Origin of the sequence: Pedobacter paludis (assembly GCF_003173575.1) — a bacterium.
Classification (GTDB): domain Bacteria; phylum Bacteroidota; class Bacteroidia; order Sphingobacteriales; family Sphingobacteriaceae; genus Pedobacter; species Pedobacter paludis.
The window spans coordinates 252,843-276,432 of sequence record NZ_QGNY01000006.1; the positions used below are offsets into that span (position 1 = coordinate 252,843).

21 protein-coding genes are annotated in these 23,590 nt (G+C 35.1%); 5 read left to right on the forward strand and 16 right to left on the reverse strand.

Going from position 1 to position 23,590, the window contains the following annotated elements:
• Positions 1-44: 44 nt before the first annotated feature.
• The 3 genes from DF947_RS17180 to DF947_RS17190 all read right to left on the reverse strand — a co-directional run bounded on the left by DF947_RS17180 (position 45) and on the right by DF947_RS17190 (position 2,746).
• Complete coding sequence (locus DF947_RS17180; protein WP_109931278.1) at positions 45-722, reverse strand: response regulator transcription factor; 678 nt, start codon at positions 720-722, stop codon at positions 45-47.
• 93 nt (positions 723-815) lie between these two features.
• A complete protein-coding gene (locus DF947_RS17185) occupies positions 816-2,006 on the reverse strand; it encodes an aspartate aminotransferase family protein (RefSeq protein WP_109931279.1) in 1,191 nt (396 codons plus the stop codon).
• 29 nt (positions 2,007-2,035) lie between these two features.
• Complete coding sequence (locus tag DF947_RS17190) at positions 2,036-2,746, reverse strand: LytR/AlgR family response regulator transcription factor (RefSeq protein ID WP_109931280.1); 711 nt, start codon at positions 2,744-2,746, stop codon at positions 2,036-2,038.
• Between the two features lie 255 nt (positions 2,747-3,001).
• On the opposite strand from DF947_RS17190, the gene DF947_RS17195 reads away from it, so the two are divergent.
• The 3 genes from DF947_RS17195 to DF947_RS17205 all read left to right on the forward strand — a co-directional run bounded on the left by DF947_RS17195 (position 3,002) and on the right by DF947_RS17205 (position 6,699).
• Entirely contained in the window at positions 3,002-3,235 is a 234-nt protein-coding gene (locus DF947_RS17195) for a hypothetical protein (RefSeq protein WP_146202935.1), read from the forward strand.
• A 69-nt stretch (positions 3,236-3,304) separates the two neighbouring features.
• Positions 3,305-4,069, forward strand: a complete 765-nt coding sequence (locus tag DF947_RS17200) for a GLPGLI family protein (RefSeq protein WP_109931282.1) — start codon at positions 3,305-3,307, stop codon at positions 4,067-4,069.
• The gene (locus tag DF947_RS17205; RefSeq protein WP_109931283.1) at positions 4,069-6,699 is read left to right on the forward strand and encodes a peptidase associated/transthyretin-like domain-containing protein; all 2,631 of its coding nucleotides are present in this window, start codon (positions 4,069-4,071) and stop codon (positions 6,697-6,699) included. Before DF947_RS17200 ends, DF947_RS17205 begins: the two co-directional genes overlap by 1 nt.
• 35 nt (positions 6,700-6,734) lie before the next feature.
• Here DF947_RS17205 and DF947_RS17210 read toward each other — a convergent pair whose 3' ends face one another.
• The 9 genes from DF947_RS17210 to DF947_RS17250 all read right to left on the reverse strand — a co-directional run bounded on the left by DF947_RS17210 (position 6,735) and on the right by DF947_RS17250 (position 14,215).
• A complete protein-coding gene (locus DF947_RS17210) occupies positions 6,735-7,172 on the reverse strand; it encodes a hypothetical protein (protein WP_109931284.1) in 438 nt (145 codons plus the stop codon).
• Positions 7,173-7,177: 5 nt separating this feature from the next.
• Positions 7,178-7,834 carry a hypothetical protein gene (locus DF947_RS17215; RefSeq protein ID WP_109931285.1) on the reverse strand — a complete coding sequence of 219 codons (657 nt, stop codon included), beginning with the start codon at positions 7,832-7,834 and terminating at the stop codon, positions 7,178-7,180.
• 33 nt (positions 7,835-7,867) lie between these two features.
• Positions 7,868-8,428, reverse strand: coding sequence for an RNA polymerase sigma factor (locus DF947_RS17220; RefSeq protein ID WP_109931286.1), 561 nt, complete (start codon positions 8,426-8,428; stop codon positions 7,868-7,870).
• A gap of 96 nt (positions 8,429-8,524) precedes the next feature.
• Positions 8,525-9,481: a transketolase family protein gene (locus DF947_RS17225; protein WP_109931287.1), complete on the reverse strand. Its 957-nt coding sequence runs from the start codon at positions 9,479-9,481 to the stop codon at positions 8,525-8,527.
• A gap of 166 nt (positions 9,482-9,647) precedes the next feature.
• Positions 9,648-10,493, reverse strand: coding sequence for a transketolase (locus DF947_RS17230; RefSeq protein ID WP_109931288.1), 846 nt, complete (start codon positions 10,491-10,493; stop codon positions 9,648-9,650).
• Positions 10,494-10,550: 57 nt separating this feature from the next.
• Positions 10,551-11,015, reverse strand: a complete 465-nt coding sequence (bcp, locus tag DF947_RS17235) for a thioredoxin-dependent thiol peroxidase (protein ID WP_109931289.1) — start codon at positions 11,013-11,015, stop codon at positions 10,551-10,553.
• Between the two features lie 245 nt (positions 11,016-11,260).
• Positions 11,261-12,994 carry a M23 family metallopeptidase gene (locus DF947_RS17240; RefSeq protein WP_109931290.1) on the reverse strand — a complete coding sequence of 578 codons (1,734 nt, stop codon included), beginning with the start codon at positions 12,992-12,994 and terminating at the stop codon, positions 11,261-11,263.
• Between the two features lie 3 nt (positions 12,995-12,997).
• Positions 12,998-13,609 (reverse strand): fumarylacetoacetate hydrolase family protein, encoded by a 612-nt coding sequence (locus DF947_RS17245; protein WP_109931291.1) that lies wholly within the window; start codon positions 13,607-13,609, stop codon positions 12,998-13,000.
• A gap of 72 nt (positions 13,610-13,681) precedes the next feature.
• Positions 13,682-14,215: a T9SS type A sorting domain-containing protein gene (locus DF947_RS17250; RefSeq protein ID WP_240615404.1), complete on the reverse strand. Its 534-nt coding sequence runs from the start codon at positions 14,213-14,215 to the stop codon at positions 13,682-13,684.
• Positions 14,216-14,395: 180 nt separating this feature from the next.
• Here DF947_RS17250 and DF947_RS17255 point away from each other — a divergent pair, with 180 nt between their 5' ends.
• The gene (locus DF947_RS17255) at positions 14,396-16,399 is read left to right on the forward strand and encodes a KUP/HAK/KT family potassium transporter (RefSeq protein WP_109931292.1); all 2,004 of its coding nucleotides are present in this window, start codon (positions 14,396-14,398) and stop codon (positions 16,397-16,399) included.
• 282 nt (positions 16,400-16,681) lie between these two features.
• Here DF947_RS17255 and DF947_RS17260 read toward each other — a convergent pair whose 3' ends face one another.
• Positions 16,682-18,631, reverse strand: coding sequence for an amino acid permease (locus DF947_RS17260; protein ID WP_109931293.1), 1,950 nt, complete (start codon positions 18,629-18,631; stop codon positions 16,682-16,684).
• Between the two features lie 298 nt (positions 18,632-18,929).
• Here DF947_RS17260 and DF947_RS17265 point away from each other — a divergent pair, with 298 nt between their 5' ends.
• Entirely contained in the window at positions 18,930-20,153 is a 1,224-nt protein-coding gene (locus DF947_RS17265; protein WP_109931294.1) for an MFS transporter, read from the forward strand.
• 144 nt (positions 20,154-20,297) lie between these two features.
• Here DF947_RS17265 and DF947_RS17270 read toward each other — a convergent pair whose 3' ends face one another.
• The 3 genes from DF947_RS17270 to yihA are packed head-to-tail and all read right to left on the reverse strand — an operon-like array spanning position 20,298 to position 23,515.
• The gene (locus DF947_RS17270) at positions 20,298-22,004 is read right to left on the reverse strand and encodes a M3 family oligoendopeptidase (protein ID WP_109931295.1); all 1,707 of its coding nucleotides are present in this window, start codon (positions 22,002-22,004) and stop codon (positions 20,298-20,300) included.
• 20 nt (positions 22,005-22,024) lie between these two features.
• Positions 22,025-22,888, reverse strand: a complete 864-nt coding sequence (locus tag DF947_RS17275) for a UbiA-like polyprenyltransferase (RefSeq protein WP_109931296.1) — start codon at positions 22,886-22,888, stop codon at positions 22,025-22,027.
• 3 nt (positions 22,889-22,891) lie between these two features.
• Positions 22,892-23,515, reverse strand: coding sequence for a ribosome biogenesis GTP-binding protein YihA/YsxC (gene yihA / locus DF947_RS17280; RefSeq protein ID WP_109931297.1), 624 nt, complete (start codon positions 23,513-23,515; stop codon positions 22,892-22,894).
• Positions 23,516-23,590: the final 75 nt, after the last annotated feature.

A 23,590-nucleotide genomic window follows, 5' to 3' on the forward strand; every position in this document is an offset into this window, starting at 1 on the left:
TTTTTGTTGGTCAATAGTTCATTTGTCATTGGTTTATTGGATAGCTAGCAATTTATTCTGTACCCAATGCTTCTCACAGTTTCAAACCAATCGATCGGTGTTATAGCAGCCAGTTTCTTTCTTAAATTTTTAACATGAACATCAACAAAATTCGAATCAGAGTTTACTTCTAAAATGTCGCCCCAAACGTGTTCTGTTAAGCTCATTCTAGAAACTACCCGATTTTTGTTTAATACCAGGTAATTGAAAATCTCGAATTCTTTTTTAGTGAGGTTTAATCTTTCTTCGCCAAAGGAAACAGTTCTATTTTGAATGTTCAAGAGAAAATTATGAATGTTTACTTCGTTTTTTTCCAGTTTATGTTTTCTTCTTGTAATGGCATGCATTCTTGCCAAAAGCTCATTCAAGGAAAAAGGTTTAGGCAAATAATCGTCGGCACCTTCGTCTAAACCCTTAATGCGATCGTCCACAGCACTTCTGGCCGTTAAAATGATTACGGCATCATCTCGATCTTTTATTGCTTTTAGCTGTTTCAGAACTTCAAAACCATCACCATCCGGTAGGCCTAGATCCAATAAAATGAAATCATAATTGTTTACAAAAATCTTTTCCTCTGCCGAGGATTTTTTCCAGGCATGTTCAACTATGAAACCTTCATTGCTTAAGAATTCATCCATTTCCAATGCTAGGCTTTTCTCATCCTCAACGATTAGTACATTCATTTTAGTAGTAAGTATAGTATTTAATGTCAGGTATCATGACCAGTTGAAAAGGCCATTTTAAGCTTTGGTCCATGTTCTTTGCTCTTTAATCTTTTACCCTAAAGCGAAGTTAATATTTTTTAGGATGATTGAACAGGCTTCTTCAATTTCTTCTTTGGTGATGATTAATGGAGGCGCAATGCGCATGGAATTGCTACAATGCAAAAACCAATCAGATAAAAGGCCATCTAAAATACAGGCATCTATAATTTTTTTATTGATTTCGAAACTTTCAAATTCTACAGCAAGCATTAAGCCTTTACCTCTTATTTCTTTAATGGCAGGATGGTTTAGCAGTTTTTTAAAGAGTAGGCCTTTTTCTTCTACCTCTTCAACTATTTTCTGATCAACTAATATTCGCAATGTTGCCAAGCCCGCTGCGCAACAAACTGGATGTCCTCCAAAGGTTGTCATATGTCCTAAGATTGGAGTGTGCGATAAAACCGACATAATTTCCAGTGAGCTTATAAACGCACCAATGGGCATTCCACCTCCAATTCCTTTAGCTAACAGCAAAACATCTGGAACTACGTTATAATGTTCGAAAGCAAACATTTTTCCGCTTCTACCAAAACCCGATTGAATTTCATCGAAAATAAGCAATGTTCCTGTTTCGTTACATTTTGTCCTTAAAGCATGCATGTAAGCCAGATCGGCCACTCTAATCCCAGCCTCACCTTGAATGGGCTCGATAAAAACGGCTGCAATTTCTGCAGTGATTTTATCTAAGTCTGCTAATTTATTGTGCTCTATAAAACTAACATTCGGTAAAAACGGGCCATAACCAGATGAATAGAAATCGCTTTCCATTAAACTTTCTGCACCTTGTGTACTGCCATGATAGGCATTTTTGCAGGCAATAAAACCTTTTCTGCCCGTATAACGTTTGGCCAACTTCATGGCGCCTTCTACGGCTTCGGTTCCAGAATTTAAAAAATAGGTACAGCTTAATCTTTCGGGTAAAATGTCTGCCAGCGCTTTCGCAAAATTTACCTGCGGACTTTGAACATATTCTCCATAAACCATTAAATGCATATAGGTTTCTGCCTGTGCTTGAATGGCCTTAACCACCGATGCATGACAATGACCAACATTACTTACCCCAATGCCGGCAATAAGATCGATGTGTTTTTTGCCTAATGAATCGTAAATATATATTCCTTTTGCGCTTACAAATTCTAATAAAAGAGGCTCAGGAGAGGTTTGTGCATTATGTTGTAAAAACAACTGACGTTGTGTTAGCATGATGCAAAAATACGTAAATGATATTTATTCTAGTTTTTATTTGACATCACATCGTAAAATCCAGCATACTTTCTACCAATTGGAATTTTCAAATCATTATTAAGTATAATATATGAACGTTCCAGAATCTTTATTTGCTTTTCAGCAATGATAAATGATCGATGAACTTGAGAAAACCCTATCTCACTATCCAGTAAGCCTAATATTTCAGATAAACTGGAATTTGAAGAGGTCGATCCAGTCTTAGTGAAAATTTTAGTTGATCGCTCTTGCGCTTCTACTGCTATGATCTCAGCAATATTCAGTTTTATAAATTGGTTACGTTGTACTGTACTTTTTACCAAAATAAATTCTTTTGCATTTTGATGTATAACTGGGTTAAGCATACTGAGCAATTTTTGGGTGGTTTGTTTAAACCTTGTTGTTGATATTGGTTTCAATAAAAAATCATCAGCATCTAGCTCATAAGAATTAATGGCATAGCTGGCATATGCAGTGGTGAATACTAACTTTTTAACCTTATTCTTAATTCTCTTGGCTAATTCTAAACCATTCATTTCAGGCATTTGTATATCCAAAAACACAATATCAATAGGGTTTACGGATTTTTCTATGGTTGCTAGGGCAACTAATGGGTTGGTATAGGTTTTTAGTAATTTAAGCTGGGGCTGTTCAGCTATGTAGTCAGTTAAAAGTTCTAAAGCTGAAAATTCATCATCAATAGCAATACAAGTGTTCATATTTTATTCCTTAGTTGAGCGTTAAAATTGGATATCTTTATTTAAGGAATGATTGTAACAAAATTATATATTTAACCAAATACAACAAAAAATAATTGTATTAAAATAATTATTAAGGTAAAATATGTCATTCGTGTCACTTCGTTTGTCATTCATGTCATTTCATTAGCTGTTGGTGAAAAAAATATTATTTTAGCTTTTAATCGGTGAGGTTTGAGGTAATTAATTAAAAATTAACCTTAAACAAAAAACAAAATGAAAAAACTATTATTTGCTGCCATGATGTGCTTAATGAGCATAGGAACATTTGCGAGTAGCATCCCGGTTTTAATTAAAAGCACAGAAAATGGCTTATTTCTTTGTAGAGCAACAATTATGCAATATGATGCACAAGGTAATCATATATGCGATTACGTAGCTTATGGAAATACCTGTGCTGAAGCAATGGCAAACGCAAGGGAATTACAAGCTGAGTGCCAAGAAGATTAATTGCTTTTAACACTTTTTCAGAGTAATCTGGAAAAGTGTTATTATATTAAATATATTAAACACGAAATAATGAAGTCATTCAAAAATAAAGTCTTTAAACTAAGTTTAGTCTTCTTGCTTTTTTCAAGTTGTGTGAATGCTCAATTGTCAGCAACAATCAATTATAAGTTGACAATCGCAGATCCTGCAACAAACTCTACAAATACAACAAATTCAATTTTATATATAAGCAATAATCAATCTCTCCAAATCGGTCTTGACAAAAGTGTTGCTCCTAAAGACTTGGATGATAACACAATAATTGAAATTGTAAAGGGACGACCTATTTTTATTCTTAAGGATTTTAAAAAGAAAACTTTACTTCTGTCAGACTATATTGGCATAAAAACTAGACTAGTTAAAGATACTTTGCTCAATTTTAAGTGGATAATCACTAAAGAAAAAAGAAAAATTTTAAATTTTAATTGTACAAAGGCACAATTAAATTTCAGAGGTAGGTTATATGAAGCCTGGTTTGCAAACGATATCCCTATACAAAATGGCCCTTGGAAATTTTGTGGATTGCCGGGTCTTATCATTAAAATAAATGATGATAAGAAAATTTTCACCTATGAACTAACGGGCATCGATTTAAAAACAAAAATAGATAAAAATATTGTTTCGGTTCCATCCAGTTATTTAAAAGATGAACCAATTACCCACAAAGAATACATAATGTTATTAAATAAAAAGGTTTTGGCATATCAAAAAATGGCTAGGGTTGTACAAACTGGTAAGGAAGGGGATTATCCATCGCCAACTGTTGTTTTGCCATCAAAACAAGAAAAATTTTAATGTTAAAATTCTTTATTCTAGTTCTTTTTAGTTTAAGTATTTGTAATCTTGCTGTTGCCCAAATTGCAAAAATCAATGGTAATATACAGTCTGGTAGTCAAATTTTGCCATCTGCCTCTATACAATTAAAAACATTTAACGATGATTTGCTTTTCTACGGTTTTACAGACGAAAATGGTAATTATACAATTTCTGGATCTTTAGATCAGTCAGATAAATTTTTTTTAATTGCCTCGTACATTGGTTATAAAAGAGATACAATAATCGTTAATAGAAGTGTTTTAATTGGTAAAGAATATAAATACAACTTCAATTTGGTTGAAGATAAAAACCAAATTGATGAAATTTATATAAAAGCGCCACCAGCAGTAGAGGTAAATAACGATACTACAAAATATAATGTTCTTCGGTTTATCAGCCCAGAAGATAGAAACCTAGAAAGCGTTATAAAGAAAATGCCTGGCATGGAGGTAAACAAAGACGGAACTATATTTTTTAAGGGGAAAAGAATTAGTAAAGTTTTGCTGGAAGGTGATGATTTAACAGGTGAGGGCTACAAAGCCATTACTAAAAACCTTAAACCTGAATTTATAGAAGAAGTACAAGCTTTAGATCATTATGTAGAAGATGATTTGCTTAAAGGTATTATTAACAGTGATGATATTGTTTTAAATCTAAAAGTAAAAAATAAAAAAGCTCGTAAAATTATTGGAAGCTTAGATGGTGGTTTGGGTACTAACGATAGACGCCAGCTGTCTACCAATCTAATTTCATTTATCGATAAAACTAAAGCCTTTGCTTTTGCAAATCATAATAATTTAAACAGCGAATCTAACAGTAATATTTTAGATTTGGCTGATGAAAACCGAAAACTTACAGGAAACAATCAAATTATAAAGCATGAAATAGGGACTTATAATCCATTCGATGATAAACTTTACACTATTAACAATACTACACAAGGAAGTTTAAATGCCATAACAAGACTGAGTGATCGGTTAAAAATTAACTATTCGCTCTTTTATTTATGGAGTAAGTTGAACGGGGAAACCTCATTGCTAAATACCTACTTTCCACCTAATGCAATTTATATTGAAGATAATGATCACAGACAGAGTTTAAATAAAACCTTAAAAGCAGATTTCAGTGCAGATTACTTAGTGAAAAAGAATGCTCGCTTTTGGGCAAAGTTTACTTATAAGCAAGAACCCAAAAGCTTTAACAGTTCGGCATTTTCGATTTACAACAATATCATTGGGGATAGTGTTTTACAAAACCAACGGGATTTAAACCGAACACTTAATGGACAATTAAAGTACACCATTAAGGCAAATATGCGAACGGCTTACCTATTCTCAGCAAGGATTCTTGCAGATAATGTAAATCAAGGCTATAATGTAAGTTCAAACTTATATAGTGATATACCAATTTTTAATGGTTCAACATATCTTTCGCAAGAAGTAAATAATCAAAACTTTAAATTAAAAATAGATGCCGAAGTATTGAAACGATACCATACAAGTTTTTTGTACTTCAATATCGGAAATGAAATAAATCAGTTCAAAGTAAACTCAAATTTGCTCAATGCGAATAACACTTCAATAGGGGAAGATTATGTTAATAATAATCTTTTTAAAATAAATCAAACTTATTTAACCTCAAAATATGTGTATGATAACCAGACGGTTAAAGTTATAGCTCAATTAAAATCTACCTTACAACTTTTAAAAAATATGGATAAGGATAGTACATATTTAATACTTGAGCCTAATATTGTTTTTGCGTACAAACTTAACCAAGTTCAGAACCTATCTTTAAATTATAATTATAGGAATAATAATCCTCAACCTATTGAATATTATAAAAGTTACATCTTAACAGATATCCGGAATTTTAACAGTGGTTTAACAAATTTTTTTAATTACAACAATCATTCTGTTAGCTTGAATTATGGATTAAATGATTTTGTCAACAGCTATTTCAACTTTAATATTTCAGTAAATGGAGGTTATAGTAGGTATGGATTTTTGTACACAAACTTTTTTGATAACACATTAAACTATTCTGAAAAGCAACCCTACAAAGGCATTAAAACTTTTAACGCAAATATTAATACTAAAAAATTTATTCCCTTTTTGGCTATTAGTATATCAGCAAATTATGCCCCATCTGTATCAAATTATTATAGTCAGTTTGACGGTGATGCAAAAAAATACACTTCAATAAATCATTCGATTAATACTAAAGTTAATACCGGTTTTGGTTTGCCAATCAATTTTGGAATCGGTACCGAATTGCTGTTGAATAAAACAAATAGTGAAGGAGCTTTGGTAGCAAAAAGCAATGCTTACAAATATATATTCGAATATCGATTCAAAATTAGCCCTAAAATTTTGAATTTTTCATCCTACAATATATATAGAATGAATAATCAAAATTTTAGTCTAATTAATACGGAATTTCAATTTAACCCCATTAAGGGGAGTTTTAAATATAGTCTACAAGGAAAAAACTTAGCGAATCTTAAAGCTTTCACCAATGTTAATATCAATGAAATTTCCTCTTCTAAATATTCATCTTCCATTCTTGGAAGATATGTTATGCTAAATGTTTCTATGTCTATTAAATAACAAAAAAGACTTAGTGTTTAACTAAGTCTTTTTTGTTATTTCGGTCCGCCTTTATATCGGTTAAGCAACTCTCGCTTAAATGATTCCTGAGCTCTAAAATACTTCCCAACTATTTTAATCGGTAAGGAAGATTTAAACTTGTTATAATATTTCTTTTCTAAGTTAAGATCTCGTTGTCTAAAATCAAGTTCGCTGGTAATTAAACTTTGTACCTGCGCATCAGTTAAATTATCAATTTCAGTAGTTTTTCTAAAAGAGATCATTTTTTGCATTCTTTCTTTGCGCAAAGCCGATTGTTCGCGTTGCATTTCGTTATAAATTGGCCAAAAAATCTTGGCTTCATCAGGAGATAAATCAAGTTTTTGTGTGAAATAAGCGATTTTAAGCGATTCTATTTCCTCAACTTTAGGCCTTTGGGCCCAAAGCATTGTGGGTAATAAAAATAATAAGGTGGCGAAAAATAAATTCTTCATTTTAATTAATTGTTTAATTCCTGAGTTAAATCACTCGAAGAGTAGTTGTTCAGGATGTAGTTTTCCATATCTGTATCTGACGCAGATTTGGCATTGGTTACCGATGAGTTAACATTTTGGGATTCTATATGCTCAATAATTGTACTCTCATCAATATCGTACAACATTTGTTCTGTAGAAAAATCTGCCGTTTGTATTGGAAGTGTTTCCGTTGATGCATTGTTCTGATAGAAATAAAATCCGAAAGATGCCATTAAAACAAAGCAAGCGGCACTTGCGTATTTAACAAAGCTTTTTCTCCATAAAGGGATAATCTTTGGTTCTTTTTTTACTTCGGTGGTTGCAATTTTACTTGCTATTCGATCTTGTAGCGTATCAAAATAATTCTCTGGAACAGCGAAAGCATTTTCAGGTTTTACAATTTGACTTAATGTTACGTTTGTTTCTATGCGTTCCGTTAATTCTTTGAAATAATTTTGAGGAACTTCAAAACTATTGCTTTTTGTATTTTGCTTTACTCCATCTATAAAAATGGAAGAAAAGATAGCCTCATCACAATTTTCGAAATATCCATCAGGAACGGAGAAAGGATTGCGTTTCCCCATTGCCGCAAGAGCAGGAGCTTCGTTTATCCAATCGTTATTTTCTATATTTTCGTTCATCACAGATATATGATACAATTAAGATCAAAAGGTTTAATAGTCTATTTCATCATTTGTTATAATTGCCTCAATTTTTTTTGCTGCAATGTGAAATGATGCTTTTAAAGCACCTACGGATGTTCCGAGTACTTCAGAAATTTCTTCATATTTCATATCGTCGAAATATTTCATATTAAAGATAATTCTTTGTTTTTCGGGTAAGGTAAGAATCGCTTTTTGAAGTTTTAGTTCGAGCTTATCGCCATTAAAATATGATGAAGCCACAAGATTATCTGCAAGTTCTGATGAAACTTCATCCAACGGAGTATTGTTTCGCTGTTTTTGCTTGTTTAAAAATGTAATAGATTCGTTTGTAGCGATCCTGTAAATCCACGTGTAAAGTTGCGAATCGCTTCTAAACTTCTCCAGATTTTTCCAAACTTTAACAAATACTTCCTGAAGCAAATCATCACAATCATCGTGATTAAGGACTAACCTTCGGATATGCCAATAAATTTTTTGCTGATATTTTTTTAAAAGCAGGTTAAAGGCTTCGTTCCGAGTTTTCTCGACGGCAAACATGGCAAGAATTTCCGAATCTTCAACTTGTTTCATTAAGGACGATTGTTTTATAAACCACGAAGACACCAAGACCACAAAGTTTTGGCTATTTACTTTGTGTGCTTTGTGTCTTTGTAGTAATTTTTAATTCTATTTTTTTCTGCCGATTACTTTTTGAACAGCCTCAACAATGTTAACCGCATCTAAGCCGTATTTAGACATTAATTGATCTGGTGTTCCGCTTTCGCCAAAAGTATCATTTGTTGCAACAAATTCCTGTGGGGTTGGCAGTTCTGTAGTTAATAAACGAGCTACGCTTTCACCAAGTCCACCAAATTTGTTATGCTCTTCACAAGTTACAACGCATCCGGTTTTCTTTACTGATTTTAAGATTGCTTCATCATCCAAAGGTTTAATCGTGTGGATATTTATAATTTCTGCATCAATACCTAGTTCTGCTAATTTTTCGCCAGCTTCGATTGCTTTCCAAACCATGTGGCCAGTGGCAATAATGGTTACATCCGTGCCTTCGTTAACCATCCAAGCTTTACCGATTTCAAATTTTTGATCAGGATCCGTAAATACAGGAATAACCGGACGACCGAAACGTAAATAAACCGGGCCTTCGTACTCCGCAATTGCCAATGTAGCCGCTTTGGTTTGGTTATAATCACAAGGATTAATTACCACCATTCCCGGCAACATTTTCATTAAACCTATATCCTCTAAAATTTGGTGTGTTGCACCATCTTCCCCCAAAGTTAAACCCGCGTGAGATGCACAAATTTTAACATTTTTATTTGAATAGGCTACAGATTGACGAATCTGATCGTAAACACGGCCTGTAGAAAAGTTTGCAAAAGTTCCGGTAAAAGGAATTTTTCCGCCAATTGTCATACCTGCAGCAATACCAATCATATTGGCTTCTGCAATACCAACTTGAGTAAAACGCTCTGGAAAATCTTTAATAAAGGCATCCATTTTTAGCGATCCAACTAAATCGGCACATAATGCAACCACATTTTCGTTTTTCTTTCCTGCTTCATGTAAGCCAGCACCAAATCCCGAACGTGTATCTTTTTTCTCTGTATAAGTATATTTTTTCATTGTTTTTTAGATATGAGATATGAGATTTTAGATGGGAGATCAAACGCTATATAGCCTAATCTATATCTATTGTCACAAATCTATTTTAATATTTATATGAAATTTTAGATGATGGATATTGGCCACTAATGGTCTCAAATCTCACATCTACTATCTCACATCTAGTTTAGTAATCTCCTAAAGTTTCTGGTAACTGTGCTAAAGCTGTAGCCAATTGTTCATCGTTTGGAGCTGTACCATGCCATTTGTGAGAACCCATCATATAATCTACACCAGCACCCATTTGTGTGCTCATTAAATTTAAAATTGGTTTACCTTTTCCGGTTAATGTTTTAGCATAGTGCAAACCTTCAACAATAGCTTGCATGTCGTTACCATCGGTATTGATTACATGCCATCCGAAAGCCTCGAATTTTGCCTGTAAGCTATCTAAGGAAAGTACTTTTTTAGTTGGACCATCAATTTGCTGGCCGTTATAATCTACACTACAAATTAAGGTATCCAACTCGTGGAATGGTGCAAACATTGCGGCTTCCCAGTTTTGCCCTTCTTGCAACTCGCCATCGCCATGTAAAGTAAAAACGTAAGATTTATCGCCATTTAATCTTTTGGTTAACGCGGCACCAATCGCTACAGACATACCCTGACCTAATGAACCCGATGCTACGCGGATTCCCGGCAAATGCTCGTGTGTAGTTGGGTGTCCTTGCAATCTAGAATCTAACTTACGGAAAGTTGCCAATTCACTTTTATCGAAATAGCCAGCATGCGCCAATGTACTATACCATACTGGAGAAATATGTCCGTTAGAAAGGAAGAATAAATCTTCTCCAATACCGTCCATGCTAAATTCTTTTTTATGATTTAACACCTCAAAATATAAGGCAGTAAAAAAATCGGCACAACCAAGTGAACCACCTGGGTGGCCAGATTGACATCCGTGAACCATTCTTACGATATCTCGTCTAATTTGCGAGGCAATATCTTCTAGCTCTTTAATTGTATGTTTCATTAAAATAAGAGGTTGTTGTTACATAGCAAAGTTAATATTTTAACTGCTATATCATAATTAGTTATTGATTAAATCGAGTACTTGCTGAGTAGCGTTTTTGGTGTCAACTTTTTTAATAATGTGGGCAATTTTACCTTCCCCGTCTATAATAAAAGTTGTTCGAACGGTGCCCATATATTTTTTGCCATACATGTTTTTTTCTGCCCAAACACCATAATCATTAACTATTTTCTGATCGGTATCTGCCAACAAGATAAAAGGCAAGCTGTGTTTGGTTACAAACTTCTGATGCGATTTTTCATCATCAACACTTACGCCCAATACCACAATTCCTTTTGCCTGTAAGCCTTGGTAATTATCTCTAAAGTCACAAGCTTCGGCCGTACAGCCTGGCGTATCATCTTTCGGGTAAAAATAAAGTACCACCGTTTTTCCTTTATAATCGCTGAGCGAAACTTCATTTCCGGTTTGATCTTTTGATGTAATTGCAGGAGCTTGATCGCCCTCACTTAGTTCTGCCATATGTTTAATTTTAATATGTAAATCTATGATTTTGCAAGTTAAACAGTTTAACCCATTATACTGTTCAATCGATAATAAAATATGACTTTAACTTGTATTAAAGAGATTTTCTAGTTTTTATTATTTTGAAAAGCAAGACCGGTATTTCATTTTAACGTTCGTCCCGTTTTTTGCTCATACGCCTGCAGGCCTTAAGCACCGGCCGGTATCCGCGTCAACCGGGTTTATAAACAAAGAGCAGCTCATTACTTAGAAAATGCAATTTTATAATGCCTGGTGTTTTCTTTCATATCTGTAACCACGAGCTCGAAGGTATGCTTGCCAGCGCCGGTTCTATCATCGAAACTATGCCAAAGTGTAGCGGTTTTGGTATCGAATTCCATTAAGACCCATTGCCCATCAATGTAGCCATTAAAACTTTTAATGCCGGAAAGGTTATCGCTGATTTTGAAAAACATTTTCGACAAACCTGCCATACTCTTTCCATCTGCAATATTTACCGGAATAATTCTCGGAGCAATCGTATCTGTTGAAATATAAAAACTGCCAAAATTTTTCGGTGTTGCTTTTACATAGCCATTTTCAAAAAATCCACCTTGCGACGATCCATTGGAATTCACAATTAAAGCTTTACTTCTTAAGCTTTCCGGAAGATTATCGGCTTTAATCCACAAATCAAAACCAATATGAAGCGGTGTGTATCTATTATGGATTTGATGTGTGGCAGACCATGCGTTTCCAGCTGGTTTTGGTAATTTTTTATAGGTGAAGTTAAGATCATTGTACAATGTTCCTTGTGGGAAAATCACTTTAACACCTTCAGCATTAAACTCGTTTACTTTTCCATAAGGGTAAATCGTACCTGGCAGAACTACTGGTGTGGCAATCGGGGCAGAGCCTGCATTAACCGTAAAAGGTAGTATAGATGAGTTTCCTTTTGAATCGGTAATGATGTAGCGAAGTTGATGAGTTGCACCATCGTTAAAATTGATTCTTCCGCTATTTACCAGTCCACTATAAATTTTTAATGGATTTCCGGGATCAACAAAACTCTTTTGTATACTTCTTTTTGTATTTAAATAAGTAGGATAATCGATATGTGAATTAATGGCCTTGCTATCCTCAAAAGCAAAACGCTCCAGCGCAGATGTGTATACCATTTTGCCATCTAACTCTAGTTGGATGGAATAAACGCCGTTGGTTCCGGATAAACCATTATGTCGGTCCGTTGTTACAATTCCAAATCCTACTTCGCCAGTTAAACTGACAGGGGCATTGGTTTTATAACTGCCATTTGCACCACTTATGCCTATTGCTTGTTTTGGAGTAGATTCATTAAAGGTTTTTCCATTGAGGCGGTAAACATATAAGCCATGAATAACCGGAGGAATATTATCTGGAATTAAAATCCCGAAAAACTGTGGATTAATGGTTTCCTCGGTTTTTGTATCTCTAATTTCAAAATGCAAATGCGGTCCGCCAGAACTACCTCTATTACCAGACCATGCAATAACTTCGCCTTTATGTACAGGAATTAAAGTTGCGTCAGGAAATTCGTCAATCTCAAACGATTTCTTTTCGTATTCTAGATTTTTAACAATTGTTGCGATTTTAGGGGCAAACCGCTGTAAATGTCCATACACAGTTGTAAAACCATTTGGGTGATTTAGATAAAGCGCTTGGCCGAAACCGCTGTTTTGAACCCTTAATCTAGAGATATAACCATCGGCAACCGCATAAACCGGGTAGCCCTCCCGTTGGTTGGTTCTAAAGTCAATACCCGAGTGAAAGTGGTTGCCGCGAATTTCACCAAAAGATCCCGCTAGGGCAGGAGGCGTAATATCTAAAGGTTGTCTGAAATCCGTAATCGGATATTTATTGGTACTGAATATTTGTTGTGCCTGTAAAAAATTGGCCGTCAAAGAAAAACAAATGAGAAGAGAGGTTTTAAATAAAGTGCGGATCGGGTTTTTAATCATTCGTTATTTTACATCAAAATTTAAAAGTTGTTTGCCTTCTAACCAAGCCTCCAATTTATCTCCCTGATTGGTTTTGCCAACTCCCTCGGGCGTTCCAGTGAAAATTAAATCGCCTTTTTTTAGGGTAATGTACTGCGAAACAAAGCTGATTATCTTTTCGAACGAGAACAACAAATCTTTAGTATGTCCGTTTTGACGTGTTTCGCCATTAACTTTTAATTCGAAATTTAGATTATACAAATCTTCAAAATCACTTTTCGGTGTGAATATGCTAATTGGGGCAGAGTTGTCAAAAGCTTTAGCAAGCTCCCAGGGTAAACCTTTTTCTTTATGCTTGCTTTGAATATCGCGAGCGGTAAAATCTATTCCCAAGCCAATTTCATCGTAATAGTTAGAGGCAAATTTCTCAGCAATATGCTTGCCCTCCTTGCAGATTTTTAAAACTACTTCTAATTCAAAATGAACATCATCAGAGAAATCTGGCAAATAAAAGGGTTTGTTATCCTTCAGTAAAGCCGTATCTGGTTTCATAAAAATTACAGGAGTTGTTGGAACAGGGTTGTTTAGCTCCTTGGCATGTTCAGCATAATTACGACCAATGGCGATGATTTTCATATAAATACAGGATTTGAAATAATAAACGAGACGAAAAATCTCAATCAACCAAAAATAGAAAAGAAAATGATGTTATAAAACAGATATCCGTTTTACCTGACTTTCGGAACCCGCAACTACTCTTAAAAAGTAGATTCCAGCATTCAAACGACTAGGTAGGGCGAACGTTTTGGTTTGTTCGCCAGAATTTAAACGCTCGTTGGAAAGTGTTACCACTTCATTACCAAGCAAATCAATAATCTTAATTGTAGTTTGAGTACCATCTTTTCCAATAGATAAGATAATATTTAACTGGTCTTCAACCGGATTCGGGTATATTTTTACGATGGTTAAAAGTTTGTCTTTTGCGGTTGTTAGTGTAGCTGGCTTTGATGTTCCTGAATAAGTATTAAACATCCCCGAACCACCAATTGACATATAAAGCGGTTTATAAGGTTGAATGTTGGCTTTAATCTCAGGAATTCTACTGACTTTTTTTGTTTTTGCTTTAAGGCTAATCCTAATACTATCAGTCTGTTGCGCCCAAGAAGTAACACTGCACAGCAAAACAATGCACATTGTGCACATTATTTTAGAGAGTAGCGTTATCTTAGTGTAGAGTTTCATCAAATTGGTATCGCAAATGTATTAATTTAAAACAAAGAAATTAAACATTTTGTTTAAAAGCCATAATTTAACACAATTTAACAATAATATTTGTTTTTCATAGTGTTAAAAATACACAATAATTTGGTTGTTAAATTGTTATAGTTAGTTTACTTTTGCCGCACTAAAAATATCAACGAAGTGTCAAATCATAAAAATGTCAACGCATTAACCGCCGGCGGAGTTCTAATTAGTTTAGGAATCGTGTTCGGTGATATTGGTACATCACCCTTATATACCCTAAATGCAATCTTTACCAGTATTCTGGGTGTTAAAAAAGAACTTATTAACGGTGTAGAAAAAGTAGTCTCCTTAAATCAGCAGGCAATAACCGCTGATATTGTTCTTGGAGTATTATCTTGTATCATTTGGACGCTTACCTTACAAACCACTATCAAATATGTTATTATAACCTTAAGGGCAGATAATAAGGGTGAGGGTGGGATTTTTTCACTGTTTTCACTTGTTAGGAAAAAGGCCAAATGGCTCATTGTTCCAGCTGTTGTGGGTGGTTGCGCACTGTTGGCAGACGGAGTTATAACGCCAAGTATAACCGTAACCTCAGCCATTGAGGGTTTAACAAATAAATTTGATGTTCCGGTAGTACCCGTTGTTATTGCCATTTTAACATTACTTTTTATTATCCAGCAGTTTGGAACAAATTTGGTCGGAAAACTTTTCGGTCCCGTAATGTTTGTTTGGTTTACCGTTTTGGGCGTAGCAGGACTTCTTTTTATCATTAAAGATTTTACAATTTTAAAAGCCCTTAACCCATATTATGCCGTTCATTTACTGGCCAGCAACAGTAAGGCATTTGTTATTTTAGGGGGAGTGTTTTTATGTACCACAGGGGCAGAGGCCTTGTATTCAGATCTTGGTCATTGCGGTAGAAACAACATTAGAATCAGCTGGATTTTTGTAAAACTGACCTTGATTTTAAACTATTTAGGACAGGGTGTTTGGATATTGCAGAACGAAAGTACGTTTGTTCCAAGTTCAAAAATGAATCCTTTCTTTCAGATTATATCAAGCCACTTTCAGGTTCCAATGGTTATTTTGGCCACAATGGCTGCGGTTATAGCCAGTCAGGCGCTAATAAGCGGTTCATTTACTTTGATATCAGAGGCTGTTCGATTAAATCTTTGGCCTAAAATAAAAATTGTTTATCCTTCAGTATCTAAAGGACAACTATACGTTCCTTCAATTAATTTTATGCTCTGGTTGGGCTGTTGTAGCATTGTGTTTTTTTGGAAAGAATCGTCTAAAATGGATGCTGCTTATGGCCTTTCTATAACCATAGCCATGCTAATGACCACCATTTTAGTTAGTGTTTATTTGCGAAGTAAGCGGTTTCCAAAATATTTAATTGCCATTTTTATCTCCGTTTATGTTATTATTGAAGGTACATTCCTTTTCAGTAATCTACATAAGTTTTCTGATGGTGGTTGGTTAACCGTGCTTATTGGTTCTGCACTTTTTACGGTAATGTGGAGTTGGTTTGTAGCCAGAAAAATTAAAAACCGTTTCGTTAAATATGTTGAAATTGAAGATTATTATCAGATTTTAACCGAATTAAGTGTTGATGAATCTGTACCAAAATATTCCTCTCAATTGGTGTATTTAACCAGCGCTAACTTTAAAACCGAAATCGAATCTAAGATTATTTATTCCATTATTCAGAAAGAACCCAAACGTGCGGATGTATATTGGTTGGTTCACGTTGATGTAATGGATGAGCCATATACATTAGATTACAAAGTTGAATTCTTAATTCCCGGAAAGTTAATTCGGATAGATTTTAGGCTAGGTTTTAGAGTTGAGCAACGTGTAAATCTACTTTATCGCAAGGTTGTTGAAGAATTGGTTAAAAACGGGGAAATTGACATCACAAGTCAGTATACTTCGTTGAATAAACATAAAATTGCTGGCGATTTCCGTTTTGTTCTTTTGGAAAAACATTTGTCAAAATTCACCAAACTGAGTTTTTACGAGAGAACCATTATGGATTACTACTTCATTTTAAAGAAACTGAGTTTATCGGAAGAACGAAGTTTTGGATTGGACAGCAGTTATGTTGATGTTGAAAAAGTGCCCTTAATTTTCGTTACTCCCGATGATATCGAATTGCACAGATTGCCAGTTTAATTGATGAGAAGACTTGTTTTAATATTTGCGATTTGCCTTTTTATTATTGGCCCCATAGCGAAAATTTCGCATTGGCCACATGAAGATAAATATGTAATTGCTTCAATTACAGGATTGGTCTTAGTAACGGTTATGGCTTTCGTGAAAAAGAAAGATTAAGAATACATCATAAAAAATCCCTCATCTTTTAAAGATTGAGGGATTTCTTTTTTTTCTCCAGCTTTTGCTTAATCCTTAACCTTTTACTGTTGATGATGTATTAATAGGTTATATTTTGTTAAACTAACTCTGAACCTGAGCCAATTTACTATGCCTATAACCATATGCAAAGTAAACAACAAGGCCAATAACCAGCCAAATTCCAAACCCAATCCAGTTCGATATGCCAAGTTCGCACATCATATATAAACAGCTAATCAATCCTAAAACGGGAATTAGGGATAGGTTTTTAGTGATGCAATAATAGGTGATGATTACGCAGATAATTAAGAAAATCCACATCGGAATTTTGTGTTTAAATAATCCCCAGCCACTTTCATATTTCTTTTCTATCGAAACTTTTGAGGCAGAAATAAACTGCTCATAACGATCGGCGGGCAAAGCACTTAAATAAGATTCGGCATCTACTTTATCTGTTAAAATTAATTGTGGCGCTGCATTCTTTATGATTTCTTCCTTAACAATTTTAAGTTCATCTTCATTTAGTGAGGTTACAAAAGTTACCGTTTCAATGGTTTTAGGCGAGTTTAATAGGAATGCCTTTGTCTCCTTGCCATATTTTGTAAACGCAAAAGCTATTGTGGCAACAAAAACAATCGGAATAATATATTTACTGTTTGCATAAGGAATTTTAAATTTCCCACGCTGTACATCTGGTCTATTTTGAAGCACCAATACGCCAGCACAAACCAGTACAAAAGCAAATAATGTTCCGATAGAACAAAGATCCGTTACAATGGTTAAGTTCATAAATAACGATGGAACTGCAACCACAAAGCCTACAACAATGGTAGCAAAAGATGGTGTCTTATATTTAGGGTGAATCCTCGAAAAGGCCTTTGGCAACAAGCCATCTCTACTCATGCTCATCCAAATTCGGGGTTGCCCCATCTGGAAAACCAAAAGCACGCTTGCCATGGCAAATACGGCGCTTACGGCAATAATCCCACTCATTAATTTTAAATCAATTTGATCAAAAACGAATGCCAATGGATCGCCAACCGCCAAAGTATCTGATTTTACTATTCCTGTTAAAACCAGGGCAATGGCTACATATAAAATTGTACAAATAATAATGGCCCACATCATACCTCGTGGCAAATCCCGCTGCGGATTTTTACATTCCTCAGCCGTTGTAGAAATGGCATCGAAACCTATGTAGGCAAAAAATACGGCTGATACGCCCTTTAGTACTCCGGATACGCCATTTGGTGCAAATGGATTCCAGTTTTTGGTGTCTACATAAAATATTCCAACGGATAATACCAAAAGGATAACCGCCAATTTTACGACCACCATGGCATTACTTGCATTGCGACTTTCTTTCATTCCACGGTAGATTAACCAGGTAATTAGAATAATGATCCCCAATGCAGGAATATCGGCCACTAAGTGAAAACTTCCAATTAATGGAGCTGTTAGCCATGCGTTATTGGCTAATGCGGTGGCAGCATCTAAGTCGGCAATATTTTTCCCAGCAGCAAGAAGTGCTTCGGCATGCTTATGTCCGTTATAAGCGCTGAGGTAATCCATAGTCATCCAATCTGGAACATGAATGCCATTTATCCCAAGAAAGGGTATTTTTATTGTGGAGAGGAGCCCTGTAAAATAGTCGGACCAAGAAATGGCAACCGTAATGTTTCCAATGGAATACTCCATTATGAGCGACCAACCAATAATCCAAGCAATTAATTCTCCAAAGGCAACATAAGAATAGGTATAGGCACTTCCAGAAACTGGAACCATTGAAGAAAATTCTGCATAGGCAAATGCCGCAAAACTACAAGCAACAGCTGTGAAGATAAATAGAAAAATTACAGCTGGACCTCCATCTGCACTTGCTTTACCTATCGTGCTGAAAATACCCGCACCAATAATTGCTGCAATACCAAATGCGGTTAAATCGCGAACGCCTAAAGTTTTATGAAGTGAGTTTTCATGGTCGCCATAACCGTTTGCCGCATCTTGTAGTATTTTGGAGATAGACTTCTTTCTAAATAGCTTTTCGAACATCGTAATTTGCTTGTTGTATTCTTCAAACTTAAAAAAATATCGTTTAAAAACCGCTAATGGAGTATATAAATTTCATAACACCCCAATTGCCAGTAAATTATTTGGTGGGTGTGCAATAAAAAGAAGATTTCTTTAAGAAAAGTCAAAATCCCTAATTATTTGCTAACCATAAATGTTTGTTTGAATCGCATAATTTTATAGTTATATAAAATTTTACTTTTGCGCCTCACGATAATTCAAATGATAATGTTCACCTCGATTATTCATTTGATTTAAAATAGAATTCAGATAAAATATTATGGCACCGGCATCTGTGAATATCAAATACATAAAAGAAAAACATCAAAGTTTGGCAACATTGCTGGCATTTGCACTGATCCCACTTTCGGGCTTTGCCACTGATATTTACATTCCTTCTTTACCAACAATGGCTGGAGAAATGAATGTTAGCAGTATTCAGGTTCAACTTACTTTGAGTATATTTTTAATCAGTTACGGGGTTTCACAACTTTTTATCGGAAGTGTTCTAGATAGTTTCGGACGTTATAAAATTGGTTTATATTCACTGTTGATTTTTGCTGCAGCCAGTATAATTATCGCAACAACCCACAATATTTATCTGATCTATTTAATGAGGATTGTCCACGGATTAACTGTTGGAGCTATCGTTGTTGCCAAAAGAGCTTACTTTGTTGATTTATTTAGCGGCGATACGCTAAAGCATTATTTAAGCCTGTTTTCTATTATTTGGTCAACCGGGCCGATTGTAGCACCATTTATTGGCGGTTATTTGCAAAGTGCTTTTGGCTGGGAATCTAATTTTTACTTTTTAGCAGGTTTTGCGCTGGTTTTCGCTCTTCTAGAATTTCTTTTCAGTGGAGAAACGTTAAGGCATTTCACCGATTTTCAGTTTAAGAAAATTACAGATATTTATCTCAGCATGATTAAAACCACAAGCTTTACATTGGGGATTGTTATGCTCGGTTTGGCTTACTGTATGGTTATGGTTTACAACATGACAGGCCCTTTTATTATTGAGCACCAATTGCATCTTTCTCCAATTGTTGCTGGCTACAGTTCGTTGGTTTTAGGTTTTGCCTGGATGGTTGGCGGATTTATTGGTAAAGCCACTATTAATAAACCATTTTTTAAACGCTTGGCCATAAATTCTTTAATGCAGGTGGTTTTTGTAGTGCTAATGATTATCAGTTTAAATTTTATTTCGAATCTATTTTCACTGATATTCTTTGCCTTTATTATTCACATTGGAGCTGGGTATACATTTAACAATTACTTTACTTTTTGCTTGAGTAAGTTTCCTAAAAATGCGGGAATTGCAGGTGGGTTAACGGGAGGAATAACTTACGTTATTGTATCTTTTTTGAGTTACGGAATTGTGAATGTACTGCCTGCGAAAGATGAAAGAAACCTAAGCTTTAGTTATTTGATTATGATAATAATCTCCGTTTTGGTTATGATTACCATATTGAAACTCAGAAAAAAGGATGAAGTTTTGGCGTAATTAACCACAGGTGCACACAGATGTGAAATCTGCATCTAACTTTTCTGCTGATCAAATCTTGGTTGAATAAAAAAGTCGCAGCACTATGCTGCGACTAGATTTTTTATAACTGGGTTAATCCCTTTTATCTGTGGTTAAACTTCATTAGCCCAATTTCTGCAATTCTTCTTTGACAAAACTGGCCAATTCTTTCACATATTCTGCACTGAAATCAAATTTGATTCCTGCGGTTTCATAAATTTCATTCATTGGTTTAGTGTAGCCCAATGACAAAGCCGCTAAGTATTGTTCTAATGCTTTTTCTGGATTTTCCTTGTAATTTTTCCAAACTGCAATGGCGCCCAATTGGGCAATTGCATATTCAATATAATAGAAAGGCACTTCAAATAAATGCAATTGTTTTTGCCAAACATTTCCAAACTCGTGCTCAAGCCCTTCCCAATTGGCAAATCCTGCACCAAAGCGGTTGTAAATTTGTTTAAAGGTTTCTTCTCTATCTGCTGCGGTATGATTTGGATTGGTGTAAACCCAATGCTGAAATTGATCTATTACCGCAACCCAAGGCAAGGTTTTTAAAACATCGGCAAGCTGTTCTTTTTTTGCACGATTCAATTCTTCAGGATTATCAAAATAAACATCCCAATTGTCCATGGATATTAATTCCATACTCATTGAAGCCAGTTCTGCAACTTCAGATGGACAGTGCTTAAAATCGTTTAATTCTAAATTTGCCGTTAAAAAGGTATGAATGGCATGGCCACCTTCGTGTACCATTGTGGTTAAATCGCGTAGCGTGTTAGCCGAGTTCATAAATATAAACGGTGCTCCGGTTTCTGCCAAAGGATAATTGTAACCGCCTGGTGCTTTGCCTTTTCTGCTTTCTACATCAAACAGGTTATTGGCTTTCATGGTTGCCAATTTTGCGCCAAGTTTTTCATCAATCGCATTAAAGCAGGCAATGCTTTTATCAATTAATTCTTCGCCGTTGTTAAAAGGTTTCAAAGCTGGTTTTCCGCTTATGCTTACCTCTAAATCCCAAGGTTTTAAAATATCCAAGCTTAATGCTTCGCGACGTTTTTCTGCCTGCTCTTTTAGGATTGGAACAATTTCTTTTTCAATAGCATTTGCAAAATCATAACAATCCTGCGGTGTATAATCAAAACGGCCTAAAGCTTGAAACATATAGTCGCGATAGTTTTCAAAACCTGCATTTAAAGCAACCTGATTACGTAGGCGGATCAATTCATCATATAAAATATTCAAATCGTCTTTGTTTACCAATCTCCGTTGCTGGATGGTTTTCCATGCATTTTCGCGAACCTCGCGGTTTAAATCTTTAACAAAGATTGATGCCTGTTCTAATGTATATTCCTGGCCATTAATTTCGACGCTCATTGCGCCGGTTATACCCTGATATTTCTGTTGTTTAACCTGAAGCTCAGTAAACAGTTCTATATTTTCGTCGCGATAAAGTTCTAAAGCTTTCTTAATTGCTCTGCTGTAAACAAAGAATTTTTCCTTGTCCAGCTCATCCATATAAGGGCTTTCAACAAATTTTTTGTTTAATTCGTTGGCCAATGGAGAAATCTTCGGATCGATCTCAGTTGCGAAGTATTGGAAATTTTTAACCAACTCCTCATTTGCCGTATCGCAGCTCATTTTAATGTACCGCCAAGCGAAGTCTTCTTCCAATGCGGCTTCCAATTCAGAGCGGTCTCTCAGCCACTGTTCTAATTCGCTAACATTATTAAGCTCACGGTTTTGTAATTCGGTAAAAAGAGGCTCAAGACTATCCCATGTTATGGCTAAATCTTGTGGAATATATGTTCTAGGTTTTTTGCTAATAATCATACTATGAAATTCTATTATTTTTATCTATTTCTCAAATATGCATCAAGTAGAAAGCATATTGCAAAAACTACAGAAGCCATTCCATTTGTAGTAGCGAATGCTTTATTTACTTTGCTTATATCATTCGGTTTAACCAACAGATGCTGATAGGTTAATGCAAAACAGAAAAATGCTACGCCTATGTAATATACCCAACCAAAAGAATTTGGCATCAAAAATATGGGTGCAATTACGCAAGTTGCAGAGAAAATGTGCAATACAACGGAAACATTAAGTGCATTTTTTATGCCAAGCGCCGATGGAATAGAGTGTAAATTTTCTTCTCGGTCGAAATCCTCATCCTGTAAGGCATAGATAATATCGAAACCGCTCACCCAAAATAGCACGGCAAAAGAATACAAAACAGGTACCAATGCAAAATGACCAGTTACTGCAATGTATGCGCCGATGGGAGCAAGTGATAAACCCAAACCCAAAACTAAGTGACAAAGTGCTGTGAATCTTTTTGTATAGCTGTAAAATAAAACAACAAACAGGGCTATTGGTGATAGGTAAAAGCAAAGACTGTTAATGAAAAAGGTACTGATTACAAAAAGTACACAATTGGCAATTACAAAAACCAAAGCTTCGTTTGCAGAAACCTTACCCGCAGGGATGTCACGCATTTTTGTACGGGGGTTTTTCGCGTCGATATTTCGATCTAAATAGCGATTGAATGCCATTGCCGAATTACGGGCAAAAACCATACAAAGTAAAACTAAAATTAGCTTTTGCCATTGAAATGGGCTTTCTGTTGTGGTTACCCCCAAAAAGAAGCCAATCATAGCGAAGGGCAATGCAAATATAGAGTGTGCGAATAATACGAGTGAAAAGTATTTTTTCATTTATCAAAACTTCTTGTAATCCGTTGGCATAACAAAATCTTTGTTTACTTCATGAATGAAACCCAAAACCTCATCTTTTCCGGTTCCTTTTTCTGCAGAAGAAACAAAAGTTGATGGAATTTCCTCGAAGAATTCCCCTAGCTTTTTCTTAAACGAAGCAACGTTTTTTTGAGTGGTTGTCATACCCTGTTTATCGGCTTTCGTAAATATTAAAGAAAAAGGAATCTGCTTTTCGCCTAGCCAGTAACAAAATTCAATGTCGATTTGTTGAGGCTCTAAACGGCTGTCTATTAAAACAAAAACACATTGTAAGCTTTCTCTTTTAGTAATGTAAGCACGGATAAATTTTTCCCATTTTTCTCTACTTGTTTTTGAAACCTTAGCATATCCATATCCAGGCAAATCGACAATATACCAAGATTCATTAATTAAGAAATGATTAATTAACTGGGTTTTCCCTGGTCGTTGAGAAGTTTTTGCTAAGCCATGTTGATTAACCAGCATATTTATTAAAGAAGATTTGCCCACGTTTGAGCGACCTATAAAAGCGTATTCTGGCATTACCGGTGGTGGTAGAGCCGAAACTTGGGTGTTGCTGCAAACAAATGTTGCTGTTTTGATAACCATTTGGCAAAGGTAGGGTTTTGAGTCGGAAGTCCGAAGACCGAAGTCGTAGTTCAAAATCATTACATCTCAGAAATG